Source organism: Rahnella sikkimica (genome assembly GCF_002951615.1).
GTDB classification, from domain to species: Bacteria; Pseudomonadota; Gammaproteobacteria; order Enterobacterales; family Enterobacteriaceae; genus Rahnella; species Rahnella sikkimica.
On record NZ_CP019062.1, the window covers coordinates 3,193,194 to 3,214,326 of the forward strand.

Annotated in this window: 21 protein-coding genes and 1 tRNA gene; 10 read left to right on the forward strand and 12 right to left on the reverse strand. The window is 50.4% G+C overall.

Annotated features, from left to right (window positions below):
• Positions 1-110: 110 nt before the first annotated feature.
• Positions 111-635: a lipocalin family protein gene (locus BV494_RS14740; protein ID WP_104923550.1), complete on the forward strand. Its 525-nt coding sequence runs from the start codon at positions 111-113 to the stop codon at positions 633-635.
• Positions 636-711: 76 nt separating this feature from the next.
• On the opposite strand, the gene BV494_RS14745 is transcribed toward BV494_RS14740, so the two are convergent.
• The 3 genes from BV494_RS14745 to efp all read right to left on the reverse strand — a co-directional run bounded on the left by BV494_RS14745 (position 712) and on the right by efp (position 1,748).
• Positions 712-846 (reverse strand): entericidin A/B family lipoprotein, encoded by a 135-nt coding sequence (locus BV494_RS14745; RefSeq protein ID WP_014333643.1) that lies wholly within the window; start codon positions 844-846, stop codon positions 712-714.
• A gap of 118 nt (positions 847-964) precedes the next feature.
• Positions 965-1,093: an entericidin A/B family lipoprotein gene (locus BV494_RS14750; protein ID WP_013573743.1), complete on the reverse strand. Its 129-nt coding sequence runs from the start codon at positions 1,091-1,093 to the stop codon at positions 965-967.
• A gap of 88 nt (positions 1,094-1,181) precedes the next feature.
• Positions 1,182-1,748, reverse strand: a complete 567-nt coding sequence (gene efp, locus BV494_RS14755; protein ID WP_104923551.1) for an elongation factor P — start codon at positions 1,746-1,748, stop codon at positions 1,182-1,184.
• A 37-nt stretch (positions 1,749-1,785) separates the two neighbouring features.
• On the opposite strand from efp, the gene epmB reads away from it, so the two are divergent.
• Positions 1,786-2,814, forward strand: coding sequence for an EF-P beta-lysylation protein EpmB (epmB, locus tag BV494_RS14760; RefSeq protein ID WP_104923552.1), 1,029 nt, complete (start codon positions 1,786-1,788; stop codon positions 2,812-2,814).
• A 91-nt stretch (positions 2,815-2,905) separates the two neighbouring features.
• Here epmB and BV494_RS14765 read toward each other — a convergent pair whose 3' ends face one another.
• The 4 genes from BV494_RS14765 to BV494_RS14780 all read right to left on the reverse strand — a co-directional run bounded on the left by BV494_RS14765 (position 2,906) and on the right by BV494_RS14780 (position 6,251).
• A complete protein-coding gene (locus BV494_RS14765) occupies positions 2,906-3,250 on the reverse strand; it encodes a DUF4156 domain-containing protein (RefSeq protein WP_104924810.1) in 345 nt (114 codons plus the stop codon).
• A 301-nt stretch (positions 3,251-3,551) separates the two neighbouring features.
• A complete protein-coding gene (groL, locus tag BV494_RS14770) occupies positions 3,552-5,198 on the reverse strand; it encodes a chaperonin GroEL (RefSeq protein WP_104923553.1) in 1,647 nt (548 codons plus the stop codon).
• 53 nt (positions 5,199-5,251) lie between these two features.
• Complete coding sequence (locus tag BV494_RS14775; RefSeq protein ID WP_009636718.1) at positions 5,252-5,545, reverse strand: co-chaperone GroES; 294 nt, start codon at positions 5,543-5,545, stop codon at positions 5,252-5,254.
• A 214-nt stretch (positions 5,546-5,759) separates the two neighbouring features.
• Positions 5,760-6,251 carry an FxsA family protein gene (locus tag BV494_RS14780; RefSeq protein ID WP_104923554.1) on the reverse strand — a complete coding sequence of 164 codons (492 nt, stop codon included), beginning with the start codon at positions 6,249-6,251 and terminating at the stop codon, positions 5,760-5,762.
• Positions 6,252-6,623: 372 nt separating this feature from the next.
• Between BV494_RS14780 and aspA the strand changes: the two genes are divergently transcribed.
• The 8 genes from aspA (at position 6,624) to BV494_RS14825 (ending at position 15,226) form a co-directional block, all read left to right on the forward strand.
• Entirely contained in the window at positions 6,624-8,060 is a 1,437-nt protein-coding gene (aspA, locus tag BV494_RS14790) for an aspartate ammonia-lyase (RefSeq protein ID WP_104923556.1), read from the forward strand.
• A gap of 135 nt (positions 8,061-8,195) precedes the next feature.
• Positions 8,196-9,497 (forward strand): anaerobic C4-dicarboxylate transporter, encoded by a 1,302-nt coding sequence (locus BV494_RS14795; RefSeq protein WP_104923557.1) that lies wholly within the window; start codon positions 8,196-8,198, stop codon positions 9,495-9,497.
• A 205-nt stretch (positions 9,498-9,702) separates the two neighbouring features.
• Positions 9,703-11,439 carry a protein-disulfide reductase DsbD gene (locus BV494_RS14800; RefSeq protein ID WP_104923558.1) on the forward strand — a complete coding sequence of 579 codons (1,737 nt, stop codon included), beginning with the start codon at positions 9,703-9,705 and terminating at the stop codon, positions 11,437-11,439.
• A 43-nt stretch (positions 11,440-11,482) separates the two neighbouring features.
• Entirely contained in the window at positions 11,483-12,058 is a 576-nt protein-coding gene (gene dicD / locus BV494_RS14805) for a division control transcriptional repressor DicD (RefSeq protein ID WP_104923559.1), read from the forward strand.
• A gap of 129 nt (positions 12,059-12,187) precedes the next feature.
• Positions 12,188-12,263, forward strand: a tRNA-Phe gene (locus tag BV494_RS14810).
• Positions 12,264-12,510: 247 nt separating this feature from the next.
• On the forward strand, positions 12,511-13,536 hold the full coding sequence (locus BV494_RS14815) for a S66 family peptidase (RefSeq protein ID WP_104923560.1): 1,026 nt from the start codon (positions 12,511-12,513) through the stop codon (positions 13,534-13,536).
• Between the two features lie 261 nt (positions 13,537-13,797).
• Positions 13,798-14,682, forward strand: coding sequence for a winged helix-turn-helix domain-containing protein (locus tag BV494_RS14820; RefSeq protein WP_104923561.1), 885 nt, complete (start codon positions 13,798-13,800; stop codon positions 14,680-14,682).
• Positions 14,669-15,226, forward strand: coding sequence for a FidL-like protein (locus tag BV494_RS14825; RefSeq protein ID WP_104923562.1), 558 nt, complete (start codon positions 14,669-14,671; stop codon positions 15,224-15,226). Before BV494_RS14820 ends, BV494_RS14825 begins: the two co-directional genes overlap by 14 nt.
• A 23-nt stretch (positions 15,227-15,249) precedes the next feature.
• On the opposite strand, the gene BV494_RS14830 is transcribed toward BV494_RS14825, so the two are convergent.
• The 5 genes from BV494_RS14830 to BV494_RS14850 form a co-directional block, all read right to left on the reverse strand.
• A complete protein-coding gene (locus tag BV494_RS14830) occupies positions 15,250-15,522 on the reverse strand; it encodes a helix-turn-helix domain-containing protein (RefSeq protein ID WP_104923563.1) in 273 nt (90 codons plus the stop codon).
• A 26-nt stretch (positions 15,523-15,548) separates the two neighbouring features.
• Positions 15,549-16,487: a fimbrial protein gene (locus tag BV494_RS14835; protein ID WP_226790085.1), complete on the reverse strand. Its 939-nt coding sequence runs from the start codon at positions 16,485-16,487 to the stop codon at positions 15,549-15,551.
• Positions 16,488-16,575: 88 nt separating this feature from the next.
• Positions 16,576-17,313: a fimbrial biogenesis chaperone gene (locus BV494_RS14840; RefSeq protein ID WP_104924811.1), complete on the reverse strand. Its 738-nt coding sequence runs from the start codon at positions 17,311-17,313 to the stop codon at positions 16,576-16,578.
• A 35-nt stretch (positions 17,314-17,348) separates the two neighbouring features.
• Entirely contained in the window at positions 17,349-19,850 is a 2,502-nt protein-coding gene (locus BV494_RS14845; protein WP_104923565.1) for a fimbria/pilus outer membrane usher protein, read from the reverse strand.
• 95 nt (positions 19,851-19,945) lie between these two features.
• Positions 19,946-20,527, reverse strand: coding sequence for a fimbrial protein (locus tag BV494_RS14850; protein WP_104923566.1), 582 nt, complete (start codon positions 20,525-20,527; stop codon positions 19,946-19,948).
• Positions 20,528-21,133: the final 606 nt, after the last annotated feature.

The following is a 21,133-nucleotide window of genomic DNA, read 5'->3' on the forward strand; positions in this document are numbered from 1 at the left end:
AGAAGATCTCCTTTCAGCGGTCATTCCCGTGGCCGCTGATTCTCCTACCGCATTTCCCTTTTCCTCAATTCTTACCTACACTTAGGCGATTACCTAAGGAAGGAATATTTATGCGTATCTGGTCAAAACTCTGTGTCATTGCCACGGCACTTTTATCGGTTGCTTGCAGCGTGACACCGCCTAAAGATGTCAAAGTCGTCAGCAATTTCGAGCTTAGTCGCTATCTGGGAACCTGGTATGAAGTGGCGAGGCTGGATCACAGCTTTGAAAGCGGTCTGGAACGCGTGACGGCCAATTACAGCCTGCGCGAAGATGGCGGCGTGAAAGTCATTAACCGCGGCTTTAATCCTGAGAAAAACAAATGGCAGGAAAGTGAAGGCAAAGGGTATTTTACCGGTTCACCGTCGCGGGCAGCGCTTAAAGTTTCGTTCTTTGGCCCGTTCTACGGCGGCTATAACGTCATCGAACTGGATAAAGATTACCGCTATGCGCTGGTTTGCGGACCGGATAAAAGCTATCTGTGGATCCTCTCGCGAACCCCGACGCTCGATGACAGCGTCAAACAGCAACTGCTGAAAACCGCGCAAGGCTACGGCTTTGATACCAGCAAGCTGGTATGGGTCAAACAGCCGTAAGTTTTCGCCCCCCAGAAACAACACTGCCTGCATCAATGTGCAGGCAGACTTCAGCTTACTTCATCTCACTCGCCCGTTACTGAGCGCTTTTCTGAATTGCCTGGCCGCCGGCAGAGACGTCTTCACCCACACCACGCGTAGTATTGCAGGCGGTTAACGCAGAAGACAGGACAAGAACAGACAGGATTGCGAGGATACTTTTCTTCAGCATATAAACTTCCTTCCTATAAGAGAATGTAAAGTACGACACACTAAGTGTAGCTAATTTTACGGATGTGACGGGAAACAGGAAGGATTTTAGGAAAGTGGGTAAAACGAGGCTGAAGGGATCAGCCTGCTTTGGAAATCGCGCCACCCAGATGCTGGATGTCTTCACCGAAACCGTGAACCGTGTTGCAACCGGATAACGAAGCCAGCAACATCACTGAAACCACGATAAACATCATCTTCTTCAACATGGTAAACACAATCCCATTCAACAGGTTGAGCCGGAAAGCTGCGACAGGCATTACCCTGTGGCAGCTTTCATCCAGCGTAATAAGTAACTTATTTAACGCGGGAAACGTATTCGCCAGAGCGGGTGTCACAACGGACAATTTCGCCAATCTGCACGAATAAAGGCACTTTAACCACAGCGCCGGTGCTCAGCGTTGCTGGTTTGCCGCCGGTACCTGCAGTGTCACCTTTCAGGCCTGGGTCGGTTTCAATAACTTCTGCTTCGATGAAGTTCGGTGGCTGGACAGCGATAGGACGACCGTCCCACAGAGTCACGATACATTCAGCGTTATCTTGCAGCCATTTAGAGGCTTCAGACACAGTCTTAGCTTCAACACCGTGCTGCTCGAAAGTCTCAGGGTGCATGAAGTGGTAGAACTCACCGTCGTTGTACAGGTAAGTCATGTTGGTATCTACAACGTCTGCGCCTTCGCAGGAGTCAGTAGATTTGAAGGTTTTTTCTACACGGGAGCCGGTCAGTAGACGGCGCATTTTCACACGTGCAAAAGCCTGGCCTTTGCCTGGTTTTACGAACACGCTGTCTTCGATTGCGAAAGGCTCGCCCTCGAACATGATTTTAAGACCCGGACGGAAATCGTTGCTAGAATAAGTCGCCATGATGGCCCTCTAATTTTAAACTGGTATTAGCCAAAAAATGGCAAACATTGTAACCCTAAACACGCCATTTAGAGAAGATTGGTTGTATCAACTCGGCGATGTTATCACTGACCCGAATGAACTGCTTACTCTTCTGGCACTTAACGACAATGCAGATCTGCAAAGTGGCCATGAGGCCCGTCGTTTGTTCCCGCTTCGTGTGCCCCGTGCCTTTGTAACACGTATGCAGCGCGGCGATCCGCGGGATCCTTTGTTGCTCCAGGTATTGACCGCACGCGAAGAATTTATCGCGGCGCCGGGCTTTACCACCGACCCGCTTGATGAACAACGCAGCGTTGTTCCGGGTCTGTTGCACAAGTATAACAATCGTGCCCTGCTGCTGGTGAAAGGCGGCTGTGCAGTGAATTGCCGTTACTGCTTCCGCCGCCATTTTCCGTATCAGGACAACCAGGGAAATAAGGCCAATTGGGTTCAGGCGCTGGATTATATCCGTACACGCCCCGAACTCGATGAAATTATTTTCTCCGGCGGTGATCCGCTGATGGCGAAAGATCATGAACTCGACTGGTTGATCGCTGAACTGGAAGGGATCGCACACATTAAACGTCTGCGCATTCATACCCGTTTACCGGTAGTGATCCCCGCGCGTATCACGGATACGCTCTGCCAGCGCCTTGAACAGTCTCGTTTGCAGGTGCTTATGGTGACGCACATCAATCACGCCAATGAAATCGATGACGCTTTGCGCGAAAGCATGAACAAACTGAAACGTCATGGCGTCACGCTGCTCAACCAGAGCGTGCTGTTGCGTGATGTGAATGATTCTGCCGATGTGCTGGCCGCGCTCAGTAATGCGCTGTTTGATGCGGGAATTTTACCTTACTACATCCATGTACTGGATAAAGTTCAGGGCGCGGCGCATTTCATGGTGAGCGACGATGAAGCGCGCGTCATCATGAAAGGACTGATGAGCAAAGTCTCCGGCTACATGGTGCCGAAACTGACCCGCGAAATTGGCGGCGAGCCAAGTAAAACTATTTTGGATTTGCGGCTCAAGCAATCGTAATCGTAAATTTTGAAATGCAAAAAGGGATGCCAGCGGGCATCCCTTTGTTTTTTCTATTCAAGTTCACGCAGCTAAAGCGTGAACATCCCGACTATGGGCACTTATAAACCTGGCCGACCATTTTGCTGTCAACCGGTGCAAAGCTGGACAGGAAATTTTGAGACGGGCTGTTGGCACCATAAATGGTATTGCCACCCATCGCTGCTGCCTTGTTGCGCAGGTCATTTGCCGCACCACGCATTGAGCTGCCGTCGCCGCCGGTACCGGAGAGCCAGTTGCTTTGGGCACCAGTGACTTCACCGAGGAGCTGACAATTTGCGCCTGGTTTGTCGTCCGTGAATTTCACCTGCTGGCCCGCTGCATCCAGTTGATGAGTGGTACTGCACCCGGCAAGCAGCGCGATAGCTGACAGGCCCAGTAACATTTTAATCCGCATCACTTTCCCCATTTGTTTTTGTAATCACATAAAGCCTATCAGAAAACACCTGGCTCTCTTAGGCATCCGTTGCCACGTATACCCAAGGTTCCGCGCTATCGGTATAAATCCGAAAACCACGCAGAAATGAGTCTACACGGTAAACCCGGAAGACATTGAGACTTATCTTACTGAACACGATAAAAAAGGGTCAAATAAAAAAACCCGGTCTTTTCAGACCGGGTTTCTTCAGTACGTTAACTCAGACGACAAAATTGCCGCTGATTTGCCGTACCTGCGGATGAACGCAGGGGGATGATGATTACATCATGCCGCCCATACCGCCCATGCCACCCATACCGCCAGCACCGCCCATATCGCCTTTATCATCTTTAGGCAGGTCGGTGATCATGCACTCAGTGGTGATCATCAGGCCAGCGACAGAAGATGCGTACTGCAGAGCAGAACGGGTTACTTTCGTTGGATCCAGGATACCCATTGCGATCATGTCGCCGTATTCTTCAGTGTAAGCGTTGTAGCCGAAGCTGCCTTCGCCCGCTTTCACTTTGTTTGCGATAACAGAAGCTTCTTCGCCTGCGTTCACAACGATCTGACGCAGTGGAGATTCCATTGCGCGCAGAGCAACGCGGATACCCACGTTCTGATCTTCGTTGTCGCCTTTCAGGCCAGCCAGGGTGTGAGCAACGCGGATCAGCGCAACACCACCACCGGCAACCACGCCTTCTTCAACCGCAGCACGGGTTGCGTGCAGGGCATCTTCAACGCGGGCTTTCTTCTCTTTCATTTCAACTTCAGTTGCTGCGCCAACTTTCAGAACAGCGACGCCGCCTGCCAGTTTAGCCACACGCTCTTGCAGTTTTTCGCGGTCGTAATCAGAGGTCGCTTCTTCGATCTGCTGACGGATCTGAGATACGCGGCCCTGAATTGTTGCTTCTTCGCCAACGCCATCGATGATGATGGTGGTGTCTTTGTTGATCACAACACGTTTAGCCTGACCCATATCTTCCAGAGTCGCTTTTTCCAGCTCCAGACCGATCTCTTCAGAGATTACAGTACCGCCAGTCAGGGTTGCGATGTCCTGCAACATCGCTTTACGACGGTCGCCGAAGCCAGGTGCTTTAACTGCAGCCACTTTCACGATGCCACGCATGGTGTTCACAACCAGAGTCGCCAGGGCTTCGCCTTCAACGTCTTCAGCAATGATCAGCAGTGGTTTACCGGCTTTCGCAACGGCTTCCAGTACTGGCAGCATTTCACGGATGTTAGAAATCTTTTTGTCAGCCAGCAAAATGAACGGGCTTTCCAGTTCGATTGAACCAGTTTCTGGTTTGTTGATGAAGTATGGAGACAGGTAACCGCGGTCGAACTGCATCCCTTCAACAACGTCCAGCTCGTCTTGCAGACCGGTGCCTTCTTCAACAGTGATGACGCCTTCTTTGCCCACTTTTTCCATCGCTTCAGCGATGAGTTTACCGACGGTTTCATCGGAGTTAGCAGAGATGGTCCCTACCTGTGCAATCGCTTTAGAATCAGAGCAAGGCACAGACAGTTTTTTCAGTTCTTCAACAGCGTGGATGACCGCTTTGTCGATCCCGCGTTTCAGATCCATTGGGTTCATGCCAGCGGCAACGGCTTTCAGACCTTCAGTGATGATGGCTTGTGCCAGAACGGTTGCGGTAGTGGTACCGTCACCCGCTGCATCGTTCGCTTTGGACGCTACTTCTTTCACCATCTGTGCGCCCATGTTTTCGAACTTATCTTCCAGTTCGATTTCACGCGCTACGGACACGCCGTCTTTAGTGATGGTTGGAGCACCGAAAGATTTGTCCAAAACCACGTTGCGGCCTTTAGGGCCCAGGGTCACTTTTACTGCATCAGCAAGGATGTTTACGCCACGCAGCATTTTCACACGAGCGTCGTTACCGAATTTAACTTCTTTAGCTGCCATTGTTAATTTCCCTTCAATTCGTTCAGTTCAGAAAAAAGTGGGTCGGAGGATGATCAGGCTTCTACGATTGCCAGGATGTCGCTCTCAGACATAATCAACACTTCTTCATTGTCGATTTTTTCAGCTTTCACGCCGTAGCCGTCGTTGAAGATGACGATGTCGCCAACTTTCACGTCCAGCGCTTTAACTTCACCATTTTCCAGAATGCGACCATGGCCGACAGCCAGGATTTCACCACGGGTGGATTTACCCGCAGCTGAGCCAGTCAGAACGATGCCGCCAGCGGATTTAGATTCTACTTCTTTACGCTTGACGATAACGCGGTCATGCAATGGACGAATTTTCATTGATAACTCTCCTGTGAGCGGATCCATATCTATTTTTAGGGTTGAATGCCTGACAAGTGCTGCCCGGCCTCGTGGTTTGTTTAATGGGGGCGATACGCCGCCCTTCAAGGGGAAGAACAGAAAAAATTTCGCTTTTTCTTTCGACTTTCAGGGGATCCAAAATCGGCCTGAAACACGCATCCCAACAATGTATTAACAATCAAGGCCACAGAGATTAGCGATCGCGGTGCTCTGTGTCGTCATCTTTTTTCGGTGAAACCAGGCGTTCCTGCGTTTCATCTGTGCGCTGGAACTCACCATCGAAGGTATTCCCGGTGGGCGCACTGTGACCCCAGTTACCGCCAGACCGGACAATATTCAGATGCGGCATCAGCTTAAGCGTCAGTCTCTTCTGAACCGGCGGCAGCAAGAGCAGCAACCCGAGGAAATCAGTAAAGAAGCCTGGCACCAGCAACAGGAAACCGGCAATCACCAGTGAAACACTCTTCACCATCTCAGCCGCCGGGCTTTCACCGACAGCGAGCTTCTGCTGAAGCTGCATGAAGGTTTTCATCCCCTGATTTTTGACCAGAGAAACACCCACGCAGGAGGTGAATACCACCAACAATAACGTCGTGGCGACGCCAACGACCGCAGCCACCTTGATAAATAAGGTAATTTCGATGTAAGCCAGCAGGAATAACAGTAGTAACGGTATCCAGCGCACCGCATTCTCCTTGTAATTTGGCCCCGAAGTTCTTTTTCAGAAACGTTCGAAACTCTGAATAGGTGCCTGTTTCCGATGTTTGCCATCAAAGAAATGCAGGCTGACTACACTGAAATGGTGCTGTGTTCCGGTGATTTCAAGCGCCAGACCTGATTTAATTGAGCAGGTAAATGAATTGTGAGAGTTCTCACAGATACTAAAATCTTGCACAATCATAGGGCAGGATAGTGATCTTAGTACGTGCAATTCCCCTGAACCAGCATATGATCGCCTTCGTTGTGGCAACAACGGTTGATCGTTTTAAATTTACTACGGCCAGTAACATAATTTTAAACATCGCATAACGCATTCAGTACCGAAGAGAAGGTTCTCATGTCAAACACCATTCGTATCGAGGAAGACCTGCTGGGCACGCGCGAAGTTCCGGCAGAAGCTTATTACGGCATTCATACCCTGCGGGCGATTGAAAACTTCTATATCAGCAACACCAAGATCAGCGATGTGCCTGAGTTTGTTCGTGGCATGGTGATGGTGAAGAAAGCAGCGGCTCTGGCTAACAAAGAGCTGCGCACCATTCCACGCCATATTGCGGACATCATCATTCAGGCGTGCGACGAAGTGCTTGATAACGGTAAATGCATGGACCAGTTCCCTATCGACGTCTATCAGGGCGGCGCGGGAACCTCGGTAAATATGAACACGAATGAAGTGCTGGCAAACATCGGCCTGGAGCTGATGGGCCACCAGAAAGGCGATTACCAGTTTCTGAATCCCAACGATCACCTTAATAAATGCCAGTCCACCAATGATGCCTACCCGACCGGTTTCCGTATTGCGGTCTACGCGTCCTTGCTGAAACTGGTGGATGCAATTTCCCAGCTGGGCGATGGTTTCGAGCGCAAAGCAGTCGAATTCGAAAACATCATCAAAATGGGCCGCACGCAGTTGCAGGACGCGGTGCCGATGACCCTGGGCCAGGAATTCCACGCATTTAACGTGCTGCTTAAAGAAGAAACCCGCAACCTGATCCGCACCGGCGAATTACTGCTGGAAGTGAACCTCGGGGCTACGGCAATCGGTACACGTCTGAACACGCCGGAAGGCTATCAGCAACTGGCCGTGCAGAAACTGGCGGAAGTCAGCAATCTGGCCTGCGTTCCTGCGGAAGACCTGATTGAAGCAACATCAGACTGCGGCGCTTACGTGATGGTTCACAGCTCCCTGAAACGTCTGGCGGTTAAGCTTTCCAAAATTTGTAACGACCTGCGCCTGCTCTCTTCCGGCCCGCGCGCAGGGCTCAATGAGATCAACCTGCCAGAATTGCAGGCGGGTTCTTCCATCATGCCTGCCAAAGTTAACCCGGTGATCCCGGAAGTGGTGAATCAGGTTTGCTTCAAAGTTATCGGCAATGACGTATGCGTCACGATGGCCGCCGAAGCGGGTCAGTTGCAGCTGAACGTTATGGAACCGGTGATCGGCCAGGCCATGTTTGAATCCGTGCATATCCTGACTAACGCCTGCTATAACCTGCTGGAAAAATGCATCAACGGCATTACGGCAAACAAAGAAGTGTGCGAGTTCTACGTCTTCAACTCCATTGGTATCGTGACGTATCTGAACCCGTTTATCGGCCACCACAATGGCGATATCGTCGGAAAGATTTGTGCGGAAACCGGCAAGAGCGTCCGTGAAGTCGTGCTGGAGCGCGGTTTGCTGACGGAAGCAGAGCTGGACGACATTTTCTCTATCGAAAATCTGAAGCACCCGGCTTACAAAGCGAAACGCTATACCGATGAAAATGAACAGTAACAGACAGTATTATTGACCTCTTAAAGGCTCGTTGTTCTGCGGAACAGCGGGCCTTTTTACTTTGTAGCAAACAACAATTACATAACAATTATTTTTCAATTCCTTAAGGATTGCTGGATATATGGACGGACAGCCATGTTAATCATCGAACTTATTATTGTACTCGCCGCGATTTTTCTCGGTGCCCGCTTAGGCGGCATCGGCATTGGTTTCGCTGGCGGATTGGGCGTTCTGGTACTCGCTTTAATCGGCGTGAAACCGGGCTCAATTCCTTTTGACGTGATCTCCATCATCATGGCCGTGATTGCCGCCATCTCGACCATGCAGGTCGCGGGCGGGATGGATTATCTGGTGCAGCAAACCGAAAAACTGCTGCGCCGCAACCCGAAACACATCACCCTTCTCGCCCCGATCGTCACCTATTTCCTCACGATCATGGCCGGTACCGGCAACATTTCACTCTCCGCGCTACCGGTGATTTCTGAAGTGGCAAAAGAGCAAGGGATTAAACCCTGCCGTCCGCTGTCGACAGCCGTTGTGGCCGCGCAGATTGCCATTACCGCCTCGCCGATTTCCGCCGCAGTGGTGTATATGGCGTCGACGATGGAAAGCCACGGCGTCAGTTATTTGCATCTGCTGATGGTGATGATTCCTTCGACGCTGGCCGCCGTGATTGTGATGTCGCTGATCATCAGCTGGTGCTTTGACTCGAAACTCTCCAACGATCCGGTTTATCTCAAGCGTTATGAAGAAGGCCTGATTGAGCTGCGCGGCGATAAGAAAGTGGAAATTAAACGCGGCGCTAAGCTTTCCGTTTTACTGTTCCTGCTGGGCGTTTTTTCTGTGGTGGGTTACGCCGTGATTAACAGCCCGAGCCTTGGCTGGGTCGCTCAACCGGTGATGACCACCAACAGCGCGATCCTGATTATCATGCTCAGCGTGGCGACATTAATCACCCTGTTATGCCGCATTGATACCGATTCGATTCTGACCTCCAGCACGTTCAAATCCGGCATGAGCGCCTGTATTTGTATCCTCGGCGTTGCCTGGCTCGGCGACACGTTTGTACAGGCGAATCTGGGCTGGATTAAGGAAACGGCGGGCACCATTATTCAGGCACATCCGTGGCTGCTGGCAGTGATTTTCTTCTTCAGTTCAGCCCTGCTGTATTCGCAGGCCGCGACGACCAAAGCCCTGTTGCCTATGGCGCTGGCGCTGAGCGTTTCCCCGCTGACAGCGGTGGGTTCTTTCGCAGCAGTCTCCGGGCTGTTCATTTTGCCGACGTATCCGACACTGGTTGCCGCCGTGCAAATGGATGACACCGGCACCACCCGAATTGGCCGTTTTGTCTTTAACCACCCGTTCTTTATACCGGGCACGATCGGCGTATTTTTATCGGTTCTTTTTGGCTTCGCCATCGGCAGTATTATTCTCTGACAGTTTTTCCGGGGGCTGCGGCCCCCGCCTTTCCTGCGTTCTCCCGATTCACTCTTTTATAAAGCACCTGCAAGGCTTTCTGCGTCGCATTCGCACGGGGTATACTCACATTTCGTTAACGCGCTGCGGCATGAAGCCGTCCGCATCTTCTGTCGAATCACCCAGTGGCCGTTCATCTGCCGCGACAAAGAGAACTTTACTCCGCATGGATCACCGCATTCTTCGAATTTTCTTCCTGCTGTGCAGCCTGTTTATGTTGCCTTTGCAGGCTCACGCCTCGTTGTTTGATAAACCGGCCGCCCCGCAATTTGTCCCTGTCGATCAGGCTTTCAGCTTTGATTTTCAGCAACAAGGTCATGACCTCAAACTGAACTGGCAGATCCGCGACGGTTACTATTTATATCGCAGCAAAATTGAGATTGAACCGAAGAATGCCCAGCTGGCGGCGTTTATTCTGCCGAAGGGACGTGAGCATCACGATGAGTTTTTCGGCGACAGTGAAGTGTTCGAAAACACGCTACGCCTCACGGTGCCGATACGGCAGGCCAGCGCCGATTCGACGGTCCGTGTGACCTATCAGGGATGTGCCGCTGCAGGTTTTTGCTACCCGCCGGAAATCCGCGAAGTGCCGCTCAGTGCGGTTGCAGAGCCCGTCATAGACAGCAAAGTCATCACTGAATCCCTCCCTCAGCCGGTCGAAGCCACGCCTGCGAAAGAATCAACGCCGCTGCCGTTCTCGCCGCTTTGGGCGTTACTGATTGGTATCGGCATCGCGTTCACGCCGTGCGTGCTGCCGATGTATCCGCTGATTTCAGGCATTATTCTCGGGCGCCAGCGTCCGCACAGCATCAAACGAATTTTCCTGCTGTCGCTGGTTTACGTTCAGGGAATGGCGCTGACATATACGCTGCTCGGCATGGTGGTTGCGGCCGCAGGGTTGCAGTTCCAGGCCGCGCTGCAAAGCACGTGGGTGCTGATCGTTTTATCCTTCATGTTTATCGCGCTGGCGTTATCGATGTTTGGGGCTTTCAGTCTGCAACTTCCGTCCTCCGTTCAGACCCGGCTTGCGTTGTGGAGCAATGAACAAAAAGGCGGTTCGCTGCCGGGCGTCTTTATTATGGGTGCGCTGGCTGGCCTGATTTGTTCCCCCTGCACCACCGCGCCGCTAAGCGCCATCCTGCTGTACATCGCCCAAAGCGGAAACCTGCTGGCCGGTGCCGGCACGCTGTATCTGTACGCACTGGGCATGGGGATCCCGCTGATTATCGTCACGATGTTCGGGAATAAACTGCTGCCACGCAGCGGTCCGTGGATGCATTACGTCAAAGAAGGCTTCGGTTTTGTCATTCTGGCGCTGCCGGTGTTTTTACTTGAGCGTGTGATTGGCGATACCTGGGGATTACGCCTGTGGAGCCTGCTCGGCATCGCGTTCTTCGGCTGGGTGCTACTGCTGAGCCTCAAAAGCCAGCGTGGCATCGTGCGCGTTCTGCAACTGATTTTCCTGGCCGCTGCGCTTATCGTCAGCCGTCCGTTGCAGGACTGGGCCTTTGCGCCCGCCAGCAGCGGAGCCGCATCGCAGCACGCGCTGAACTTCCAACAGATCCATAACGTTGACGAACTGAACGCCGCTTTGCAGGGAGCACAGGGTAAACGCGTTATGCTGGATTTGTATGCCGACTGGTGTGTGGCGTGTAAAGAGTTCGAAAAATATACGTTTTCAGCGCCAGAGGTGCAGAATGAGCTGGCGGACACTTTGTTACTTCAGGCCGATGTCACGCAAAACTCGCCGGAGCAGAAGGCGTTGTTAAAGCGTCTTGAAGTGCTGGGCTTGCCCACGATTTTATTCTTCGGCCCCGACGGCCATGAATTGCCGCAGTCGCGGGTGACCGGTTTTATGGATGCCACAGAGTTCAGTGCGCATTTGCAGAAAACCCGCCCTTAAACGACACTACATTTTGAAGTACGCGAATTGTGAGGAGGCAAACGTGCTACGTGAACAGGTTCTCGATCAAACCCTTAATCTCTTGGAACAACGTGGCCTTGCAACATTGTCACTGGAAAAAGTCGCAGAACTCGTCGACGTTCCGCTTAATGAACTGCGCCGTTTCTGGCCCGACGCCGAAGCGCTGCTCTACGACAGCCTGCGCTATCACGGCGAGCAAATTGAGATCTGGCGGCGTCAGCTGATGCTGGATGACACGCTCACCCCGCCGCAGAAATTGCTGGCACGGTATAAAGTGCTCGATGAGCAGGTGCGCCAGCAGCGTTATCCGGGTTGCCTCTTTATTGCAGCCTGTACGTTTTTCCCTGAGAGCGACGCTCCTATTCACCAACTGGCTGAAAATCAGAAACGGGCGTCCTACGATTACACGCTGTCTTTGCTCCAGGAAATGGGTTCCGATGACGCCGAAATGGTGGCGCAGCAGATGGAACTCATCCTTGAAGGTTGCCTGAGTAAGTTGCTGGTGAAACGCCAGCTCATCGATGTGGAAGTGGCACGGCGTCTGGCGGAAGATGTGCTGAATATCGCCCGCTGCCGCGAGCATGGCGCGCTTTCCTGAGTTTCCCTGATGCCAGACAGACCAAATCGTCATTTTTGAATGAAAAGACAGCAAACGAACGTCTTTTATGTGTTTTAGATGACAAAGCCGTTGACGGCTCATGCCCAATACGGTTTAATGCGCCCCGTTGCCCGGATAGCTCAGTCGGTAGAGCAAGGGATTGAAAATCCCTGTGTCCTTGGTTCGATTCCGAGTCCGGGCACCATATTTAAAGAAACCAGCCTAACGGCTGGTTTTTTGCTTTCTGCTATTCCAAAAATTTTTCATACTCTCCTTTCGTGACTGACTTCTCATCCCTTGATTCATTTGCATAAAACTCCCGTTCAATATTGTTTAAACGTTAGGCCAGAAGGCTTCATTATGGACATTAATCCTTTGATTTTCCGTGTTCAACCTGCAACTGAGCTGATACATTGCAGGTTGAACATTGAGCAAATTTATAGGATATAGAAATGCCTTCGTCCGGAACTCCGCTATTCCCGCAAGCATTGAAAACCGGTGACACTATTGGTTTTTTCTCCGCCTCTTCACCGGTTACCGCAACAGCACCAAACCGCTTTGCGCGCGGGAAAGAATTCCTGCGGGAGAAAGGTTTTAGGCTCAAAGCGGGATTGCTGACCGGTGAATCAGACCATTACCGTTCAGGATCTGTTGCCCGGCGTGCAGAAGAATTAAATCAGCTGTTTCGTGATCCGCAGGTGCGCTGTGTGATGTCCACTATCGGGGGCAATAACACCAACTCGCTACTGCCTTATCTGGATTACGACGCGCTGCGCGCTGACCCGAAAATCATTATTGGTTATTCAGATACCACCGCACTGCTGGCAGGGATTTACGCGCAAACCGGGCTGGTGACTTTTTACGGCCCTGCGCTGGTCGCCTCCTTCGGCGAGTTCCCCCCGCTGGTTGATGAGACTTATGCATCTTTTACTGACGTTCTGATGAACCGTCACGATGCACCCTATCGTTATACCCTGCCCTCACACTGGACGGACGAACGGCTTAACTGGAATGATGCCACTCCGGTTCGGGCTAAGCATTTGTATGCCAATGCCTGCCGTTTTATCGGCAAAGGGCGTATTGAAGGACGTGTCATCGGCGGCAACCTCAATACCCTTTCGGGGATCTGGGGAAGTCCTTATCTGCCAGAAATTCGTCAGGGCGACATTTTATTTATCGAAGATAGTCTGCTGAACATTGCCACCGTCGAGCGCTCTTTTTCCATGCTGAAACTCAACGGTGTTTTCGATCGCGTCAGTGCGATATTGCTCGGGAAGCACGAATTATTTGATGACGCAGGAACCGGCGGACAGCCTGTTGATGTGCTTTTGGAAATTCTTAACGGGCAGGATATCCCTTTAGTCGCCGGTTTTGACTGTTGCCATACACACCCGATGCTCACCCTGCCGCTGGGGGTCGATATCGCGATCGACTTTGAACACCAGCAGGTTCACATTACCGGCCAGTACCTGTCATAATCGCCGTATAAATCACGTACTACTAAAATTCCGTACGTGATTTATATCGCTCCCCTCAGATATCTCTCCTTCTTTCCCTGATAAGTCAGCGCATCGCCATGCTGTAAATATTTCTGACAACAATCTGAATTTTAAATAGTACGGTTTATACTGGCTGCCCTTTTACGACGGTATTTAAAGGTAAAACTCTGGTAGGGTAACACTGTACTAATTATCTGAAAGCGAATGCACAACAGGATAGTTTTAACAGGGAGAAGAAGGATGCAAATGATTTATCTGATTGAAAATGAAATAGTATTCAATCCAGAGGATAACTCACTTTCTTTGCTGAGCGATGCCGAGAGCAAGGCCGTTGTATCCAATCCTGCACGGAGGATTTTATTATTACTGATTGAACAGCATGGCATTGTTGTTCATCGTGAAACATTTTTTAAAAAAGTATGGGATGACTATGGCCTGACTGCCAGTAATAATAATCTCAATCACTGCATCAGTAAATTACGCAAAGTGATTTCACTCCTGGGTTATTCTGATGAATTCATTGTCACCGTTCCTAAGGTCGGTTTTTTCATCAGAAAAGAGATCGCCATTGAAGTGAACTTCGAACAAATCGCAATTCATAAAGAGAGTACGGAAGAGCATAAGCCTGTTAGCGAAATCGCTGAGATCATGCAGCCTGTCAAAGAAGGAAAACCTTCCGCAGAAATTATCGCTGAGCCAGTTCATCCCGAGAAGGTGCCTCACAAACAGCGCCGGTGGGAAGCTAAGCACACTATTTTTATGAGTATTTTAGTCATGGCAGCGATCATCGTCTTGGGGATTTTCATTCTTTACCATGAACTGAGTGACCCGAAGGCTCATTTGCTGATTACAAAAATAGGTCCCTGCGATTTGTATTCAACTGCGCCCGTCACGCCATCACGGAAAGATGAATTCACACGCCTGGCCGAAATATACCTGCGAAAAAATAATATTTCCTGTAAGCAGGGGGAGATTTTAATATTTCAAAGCGAGCGTTTTTCGCTCCCGATAAATACGGGTTCCGTGCGCGACTTCATGACGCAATGTAATACGGATGATAATCACAAGATGAACATTTGCATAAGTTATTATACAAATGACAGGACCACGCATGACAAACTATAAGAAAAAATTACCGACGGTGAAAACGATTATTCTTATCACGGCATTCCCCATTGTCATTCTACTCGTAATGATCTCTTGCGAACTTTTCTTAAGAAAAGATAAAGATGCGTTTCCGGTTAAATTTCCTTGCCACGGGAACATGATTATAGAAGCACAATATGATAATCAAAGAGCCAGAATGGTGACATCACTTTACTTTAGCTTTCTGGGTAAGAATAAAATTTTGATTTCTCTGAGCGGGACAGGATATTTGTATAACAACAAAAACGTCGTTGTTGAGAAAAAGACACTGCTGCGGAATATCTATTATGATTCTGTTCAGGAAAGTAAAGCGACGGAGACCTACTCGCTGACCAGCCGTCAGATCAATATCGACAGTGTGGACGATTTTGACTGGCGTATTTCCTCACTTTTACTGATGAACAGTTTTTTTCTGACGGGCCACACAGATACGCTGGTCTTAAAGAAATTTGGCGATAACGCCCTGCTCATCGAAAACAATCAGTCACCGTTTACGTTGTGCGTCTTCAATAAGAACCTGTGAGGCCCGGCAGTCACAGCTTTTGTCTATTTATAATACAGATACAACTGAAATCCGCAGGCTTGTGCATAACGGGCCAGCGTGCTGAAACTGGCCTGTGCCGGGCGCTTTTCCAGACGAGTGATGGCCGGAGGCGTGATCCCAAGACGTCGCGCCAGCTCGGTTTTATTCAATCCGGCATCTTCGCGCAAGGTTTGCAGTAACGCATGAATTTCTGTTTCAGCAATGAGTTCCGGAGCCTGCGCAGAATATACCGGTTCTTCAAGCGCCTGAGCCCGTAATTTAGCCGTTCTTAGCATGTCGTTCTCCCTCTTACAGATGCGGTTCAGTAGTAGTTAATTTTGACGATCACTGACGCATCAAATTGCCCGAGAGAAAGTGCTCTCCCCGGGATCGCACTCACTTTCGCCGTGAAGTTTTTCGTTACTTCATTCACGTTATTGAGTTCAGCAAAGTCATCGTAACGATTGAACGTAATCGCCTGTTCTTTATCGTTATAGAGCATTAATTTGGCACCATTCGACAGGTCAATTGCCGTGTTATCCAGCAACGGACTGGCGGTAGAAAACTCGGCCTGCAGGGAGAAATTATCCAGACATCCCTGCTTAACGGCCTTAATGGCGAACGGCAGGGAAATGCCGGAAGAACGTGACAGAATGGTGCTCTGAATCGGGCCGAAATCCACAATCTGAGATTCCGGATAAACTTTCAAATCTGAGCCACAGGCCAGGAAGCGAATCCCCTGTAATCCCGACAGATTGTATTTGAGATTTTTGGCACCCGGTGTTTTGTTAATGCCCCGGCTGCCATCGAGCTGGAATACGGTGAACTGATCGGCCCCCTGATAATTCCCGCTGGAAGGTGCGTTCCCGCTGACTTTGATATACAGGCGGAAAGTGACGTTGACCGTGACATTTTGGCCTTTTTTGATGGGTGAACTGTTGGTACTCAGCCGCTGCTCATTCTGCTCCAGATCCTGCCCGTTATAGCTCACGCCCAGCAGTAACCCTTCGCCGATTGACTGCGATTTCGGGTTGAAGTAAAAATGCACCACATCAATGATTGAACCCAGAACGTTATCGCAATACGCGGTGACGTTAATGTCATTGGATTCCCAGATTTTGGTGCCCATCGGTACATTCGACGGGATCGCCAGTTGCCCGACCGGGATCGCAGGCTTGTCCACAATCCCCGTTCCTTTTTCCACACAATCGAGCGCCAGTGCGCTGCGGGAAAAACAGAGCAATAAAATAATCAATATCATCCTGCCAGCGGATAACCGGTAAATATCAGGCATAACAATCCCTTATTGATGAGATGAACAGGTTCAAATACGGGCTTTCACGCAGGGGTTAGCGTTTACCTTCTTTGCTGATGCGCTGACATTGCGTCGCCTGGCACTGGTACTCATTCACCTGTAAACCTCCGTAGTCGTCCATATATCCCAGGCTGTACCGCTCGCTGACGTACTGGCTACCGGTCAGGGATTCCGTCGCAAACGGGGCCAGCATGACGCTGTCAAAACCCGGCACATTACCTTTGTTGTCTTTACCCAGATAACCCACGGTGATATAGAACGGTGTCGGGTTGGTCAGTTTCAAACCGTCCGAAAGACGGCTGACCTGAAGCTGTTCCTGCCAGTTTCCTTTCAGCAACTTGCGCAGTTCTGCCGGACGGAAGAAGAGCTTCACGCGGCTCTGAATCGCAACCTGCATGACGTTGGCCATGTCACTTTTTGGCGGCACTTCCCGCACATTGAAATAAAATAAGGATTCGCGGTCTTTCGGCAGTGCGGCGGTTTCCGGTAACTGAAGTACGCGAATTTGGCTTTTCTGACCCGCGTCAATTCGCTGCATAGGCGGTAACGCTACCAGCGGAGATGTGATTTTTTCACCCTGCGCATTCTCCAGCCAGACCTGCGCCAGATAGGGCAACCCTTTACTCTGGTTTTCCAGCATGACGCTGACTGATTTGTCATTGGCATTAAAAATGATGCGCGTCCGGTCAAGGTTGATCGCCGCAATGGCCGGACAGGCGACGCTGGCCATCATCAGTAACGCTATGGCAGTGTGTAAAATCTGCTTCTTCATCGGACTCTTCCTTTCCTGATTCACTTTGTTAATGTTCAGCTGCACGGCAATAACACCTGACCTGTGCTGGCTGCGGGCTGCGAAGGCACCTGGATCCGGCATTTCTGACCCTCGCCCCAGCGTACTGTCAGCGATTTCTCGCCGGAGACCCCCGCCAGATACGCCAGACCGCCATCGCCAATCAAACCGGCTTCAAACCCGGAACTGTTGTCCATCACCGACGAACCCAATGGCGGATAACTGCCGTCGGCAAGGCGGATTACGGCCATCAACCGCTCACCTTTAATTGCGCGAATTTTGCGGAAGCCTATCGCCCCTTCCGTCAGGGTTTTGCTGACTACTGAGCTGTAAACTTCCACATCGTCTGGCAGATGATTGACGTCTACGCGGATATCGGAAGTCTGGTAGCTGGAAACCCCGTTCACGACCGCAATGCCGTAATCATTCGTCACTGACGCACCTTCGCTGATCGGAATGCCTTTTACTCCGGCTGACACCATCATGCGCGGCTCGCTGCCCGAGCTGCTCTGGTGTAATGCGGCTCCGGCGGCGGTCGCCGTAAATGAGCCGTACCAGTTGGCATTCACCGAACGGTAATCGTTATTTTTTACGCTGCCATTCACGCCTAACTGACCGTACGGCGACATATGCTGATAGTTCGCGCGGAAAACCCCGTCGCCTTTTTGCAGATCCGGGCTGCTCCCGCCTGCGCCCACGCGCCAGCTGTTATTCGGATCCTGGCTGTTGTAATAAGATGCGGTTTGCGAAAAACCGCTCTGTGAATCCTGCTGAGCGTCATAGCTGATTTGCTGCCCGGAAGACAACGGCAAACTGAATGACAGGAACATCTGGTTTTCATCGGTATCGCGGTATCTCAGCTTGCTGGCGGACAACGTTCCGGAAATACCGGTGAACCGCCCGATATCAAATATCTTGCTGACGGAAACGCTGTAGTTATTGCTGGGATTTTCGTTCCAGTACACCTTGTGCGTCGCCGAGAGATACAACGTGATCGCTGGCCACGGCAGAAACTGGTTGGCCGTTACGGTATAAGTTTGTTTATCGTCGCGGGAATAGCCGTCGCCGTTCACCTTGTCGAGATACTGGTTGAACGACATAAAGGTTTTTTCCGAGAAACGATAACCGGCAAAAGTGATCTGACTTCCGGTGGAATCAAACCGCTTGGAGTAGTTGGCGCGATAGCTGAAACCCGTTTGTTTGCCCGCCACGGGTACCGTCGCGGAAGAACGTGTGACATCAAAAGACACCGCGCCCAGCTTTTGCAAATTCTGCCCGACGCCAAGCGCCTGAGCCTGATAATTTCCGGTGGTGGCAATCAGGCCGCCATAGACTGAGAAATCATTAAGCGCGCCCCACGACATTTCTCCGCTGTAAAAACCCGGCTGCAAAACATGATTGCTGCTGCCCGTAGTCGGTTTACCCATCGCCGTTTTGAAACGCACCTGCCCTTTGCGGGTCAGAAAGGGGATCGTCGCCGTGGTCACCTGATAGGTTGTTACGCTGCCATTTTCTTCTTCAATTTTCACGTCCAGGGCGCCTTGCACGGCTTCAGTCAGGTCCTGAACGACGAACGGTCCGGGGGAAACGTTGGTCTGATAAATCACGCGGCCGTTCTGGCTGATACTGACTTTGGCGTTGGTTTTGGCGATACCCGTCACCTGAGGCGCATAACCGCGCAGCGAAGGTGGCAGCATCCTCTGATCGCTGTTGACGGAAACGCCGACAAAGCGGAAAGAATCAAAAATGTCTGAACTGAAATAGGTCTGACCGCCGGTCAGACGCGCGCCGATGGAAGGTAATGCGCGGAACAGATAGGTTTGCGTCCAGGTAAATTTATCGTTCGCAGGCGATCCTGACGTCCGGGCGGCGGAATACTGATAATCCGCACGGGCACGCCACGCCCCCAGATTAAATCCGGTGGTACCGTAGCTGCTGAAACTGGTCGAGCTGTCGCCGTGCTGCGGCATATATTGGCTGCCCAGCAGGTTGTAATCGAGCAATGCGCCATTTACGCCATTATCCCACTGCGACGGCGGCACCCAGTTTTCATCGTGAAACGTCAGCCAGGCCTGCGGAATACTGATATTCAGCGTCTGTTTTTCCTGATCATAACGCGCGGTGATTTCCTTCTGACGATCCAGAGAAGTACATTCACCCTGATGCCAAAGCGTAAGTTGTTCTTGCGCGGCTTTGGTCAGATCGAATTTATCCACCAGTGAAGGCGGCACGCACAAACGACTGTTTTTATTATCTTCAGTAGGAATATATTTAATCAGGCTTTGATCACCCAGCGTGCGGCCGTTGAGCACGACATCCAGCAGATATTCACCGGGCGCGATGTAATTCGCTACCTGAAAACGTGAAAGGTCTACATTATTGCGATCGGCAGAGTCTATAAAGTTAACGTTAAATTCTACCGCCAGACTTTTGAATGAAATAAGGCATCCCGACAAGAAAATAATAACCCCTGTTGTTATTCTCATCCTTGTCGATGTTCTGTCCATCGCAAACAACATAATAAAATCACTTTTTTATTTTTATAAATCCAGCACGGAACCCCGATGCACCCGGAAAATAAAGGGGAGATTACTCCCCTAAATAACAGCAATATTTATTTGTAGTTCAGGGCGTAAGTCGCCTGAGAAACGATTGTACCGGTGGACACTGGCTGAGTGTTGGCTTCAACGCGCGCCGCAAATACCAGCTCGTTATTACCTGTCACCAGATTAATGTCTTTTGAAGTATCACCAACTTTCAGTAAATCACCGTTAGCATCGATGAGACGGATACCAGCACCTTTTGCGCTGCCGGTGTTCGCCAGTAGTTCAGTGGCGCTGCTGTCCGGCGTACCTGCGAAGGATACGGCTACTTTAGACATCGCCGGATATTCAACAGTGCCCGCAGTTTGCGCGGTCAAATCGCAGTCTTGCAGATGGATGGTGTAGTTAACGTTTTGAGAATATTTATTGCCAGTTGCCAGCACCTTATTCGCCACCTGACCCATATCGACATTAATGTCTTCATCTCCTGCTGCAATAGAGCAAGGCGCATTAATAACAGTACCGGTGAAATGAATACGGCCTGAACCCTGGTCGGCCCCGGTCGGAGGTGTTGTGACGTCCTCAGCAAAAGCTGAAGCGGAAATTAAAGCGGATAAAGCAATAACCAGTGTCTTGTTCTTAGCGTTAAACATAATAAGTCCTTGAGATTTAACGGTAGCTATTAAGTGAAAAATACGCTAATGGGCGATATTTTTCGCTGTACCGAAGAGAGCACCCCTCTCTTGCCAGATCAATATACTGATATTTTTGATTTAACGTTATAATAAATTGCCAATTGCAAATATTAAGAGTTTTAATCTCAGATTAATCTTTAAACATCAACTTTATGAAAGGAAATTAACTTAAAGGTTAAAATATTTAACATTAAATGTTCCTGCGTGAATAAAAATCATTCTTGTTAAGGTGAAAAGTTAAGCTTTAGTTAACTGATAATTTACTTTTTGTTTAACTAAAATTTACGTTTTCACGGTTATTGATACATTTTCGCCAACAGCGGCGAGAAAAGTCTGTATTCAGATCAAAAGATCTGACCGAGTGCAGCCCGCCCGGATATCCCTCCAGATCATTTTCAGTAGTTCCCTCTAATCAAACCGCCCTGCGTTCATTGAGAAATGACAGATTCCGTTTCTTTTTTAGCTCATACATTCATAACGTCTGTCTGCATCTTGGCTTTTGTGGCCTGCCCCTCACCGCTGTTGCAGATATCTTGCTGTTTTTTCTCCGCTTGCGTGATCTGT

Bases quoted from the DNA above. Each gene is read 5' to 3' on its own strand.
- BV494_RS14740 (WP_104923550.1), top strand. From the start codon at position 111: ATGCGTATCTGGTCAAAACTCTGTGTCATTGCCACGGCACTTTTATCG.
- BV494_RS14820 (WP_104923561.1), top strand. From the start codon at position 13,798: ATGCAAATGATTTATCTGATTGAAAATGAAATAGTATTCAATCCAGAG.
- BV494_RS14765 (WP_104924810.1), bottom strand. From the start codon at position 3,250: ATGCGGATTAAAATGTTACTGGGCCTGTCAGCTATCGCGCTGCTTGCC.
- BV494_RS14795 (WP_104923557.1), top strand. From the start codon at position 8,196: ATGTTAATCATCGAACTTATTATTGTACTCGCCGCGATTTTTCTCGGT.
- groL (WP_104923553.1), bottom strand. From the start codon at position 5,198: ATGGCAGCTAAAGAAGTTAAATTCGGTAACGACGCTCGTGTGAAAATG.
- BV494_RS14745 (WP_014333643.1), bottom strand. From the start codon at position 846: ATGCTGAAGAAAAGTATCCTCGCAATCCTGTCTGTTCTTGTCCTGTCT.
- aspA (WP_104923556.1), top strand. From the start codon at position 6,624: ATGTCAAACACCATTCGTATCGAGGAAGACCTGCTGGGCACGCGCGAA.
- BV494_RS14850 (WP_104923566.1), bottom strand. From the start codon at position 20,527: ATGTTTAACGCTAAGAACAAGACACTGGTTATTGCTTTATCCGCTTTA.
- efp (WP_104923551.1), bottom strand. From the start codon at position 1,748: ATGGCGACTTATTCTAGCAACGATTTCCGTCCGGGTCTTAAAATCATG.
- BV494_RS14815 (WP_104923560.1), top strand. From the start codon at position 12,511: ATGCCTTCGTCCGGAACTCCGCTATTCCCGCAAGCATTGAAAACCGGT.
- BV494_RS14845 (WP_104923565.1), bottom strand. From the start codon at position 19,850: ATGTTGTTTGCGATGGACAGAACATCGACAAGGATGAGAATAACAACA.
- BV494_RS14830 (WP_104923563.1), bottom strand. From the start codon at position 15,522: ATGCTAAGAACGGCTAAATTACGGGCTCAGGCGCTTGAAGAACCGGTA.
- BV494_RS14750 (WP_013573743.1), bottom strand. From the start codon at position 1,093: ATGTTGAAGAAGATGATGTTTATCGTGGTTTCAGTGATGTTGCTGGCT.
- BV494_RS14775 (WP_009636718.1), bottom strand. From the start codon at position 5,545: ATGAAAATTCGTCCATTGCATGACCGCGTTATCGTCAAGCGTAAAGAA.
- BV494_RS14835 (WP_226790085.1), bottom strand. From the start codon at position 16,487: ATGATATTGATTATTTTATTGCTCTGTTTTTCCCGCAGCGCACTGGCG.
- BV494_RS14800 (WP_104923558.1), top strand. From the start codon at position 9,703: ATGGATCACCGCATTCTTCGAATTTTCTTCCTGCTGTGCAGCCTGTTT.
- BV494_RS14825 (WP_104923562.1), top strand. From the start codon at position 14,669: ATGACAAACTATAAGAAAAAATTACCGACGGTGAAAACGATTATTCTT.
- BV494_RS14840 (WP_104924811.1), bottom strand. From the start codon at position 17,313: ATGAAGAAGCAGATTTTACACACTGCCATAGCGTTACTGATGATGGCC.
- epmB (WP_104923552.1), top strand. From the start codon at position 1,786: ATGGCAAACATTGTAACCCTAAACACGCCATTTAGAGAAGATTGGTTG.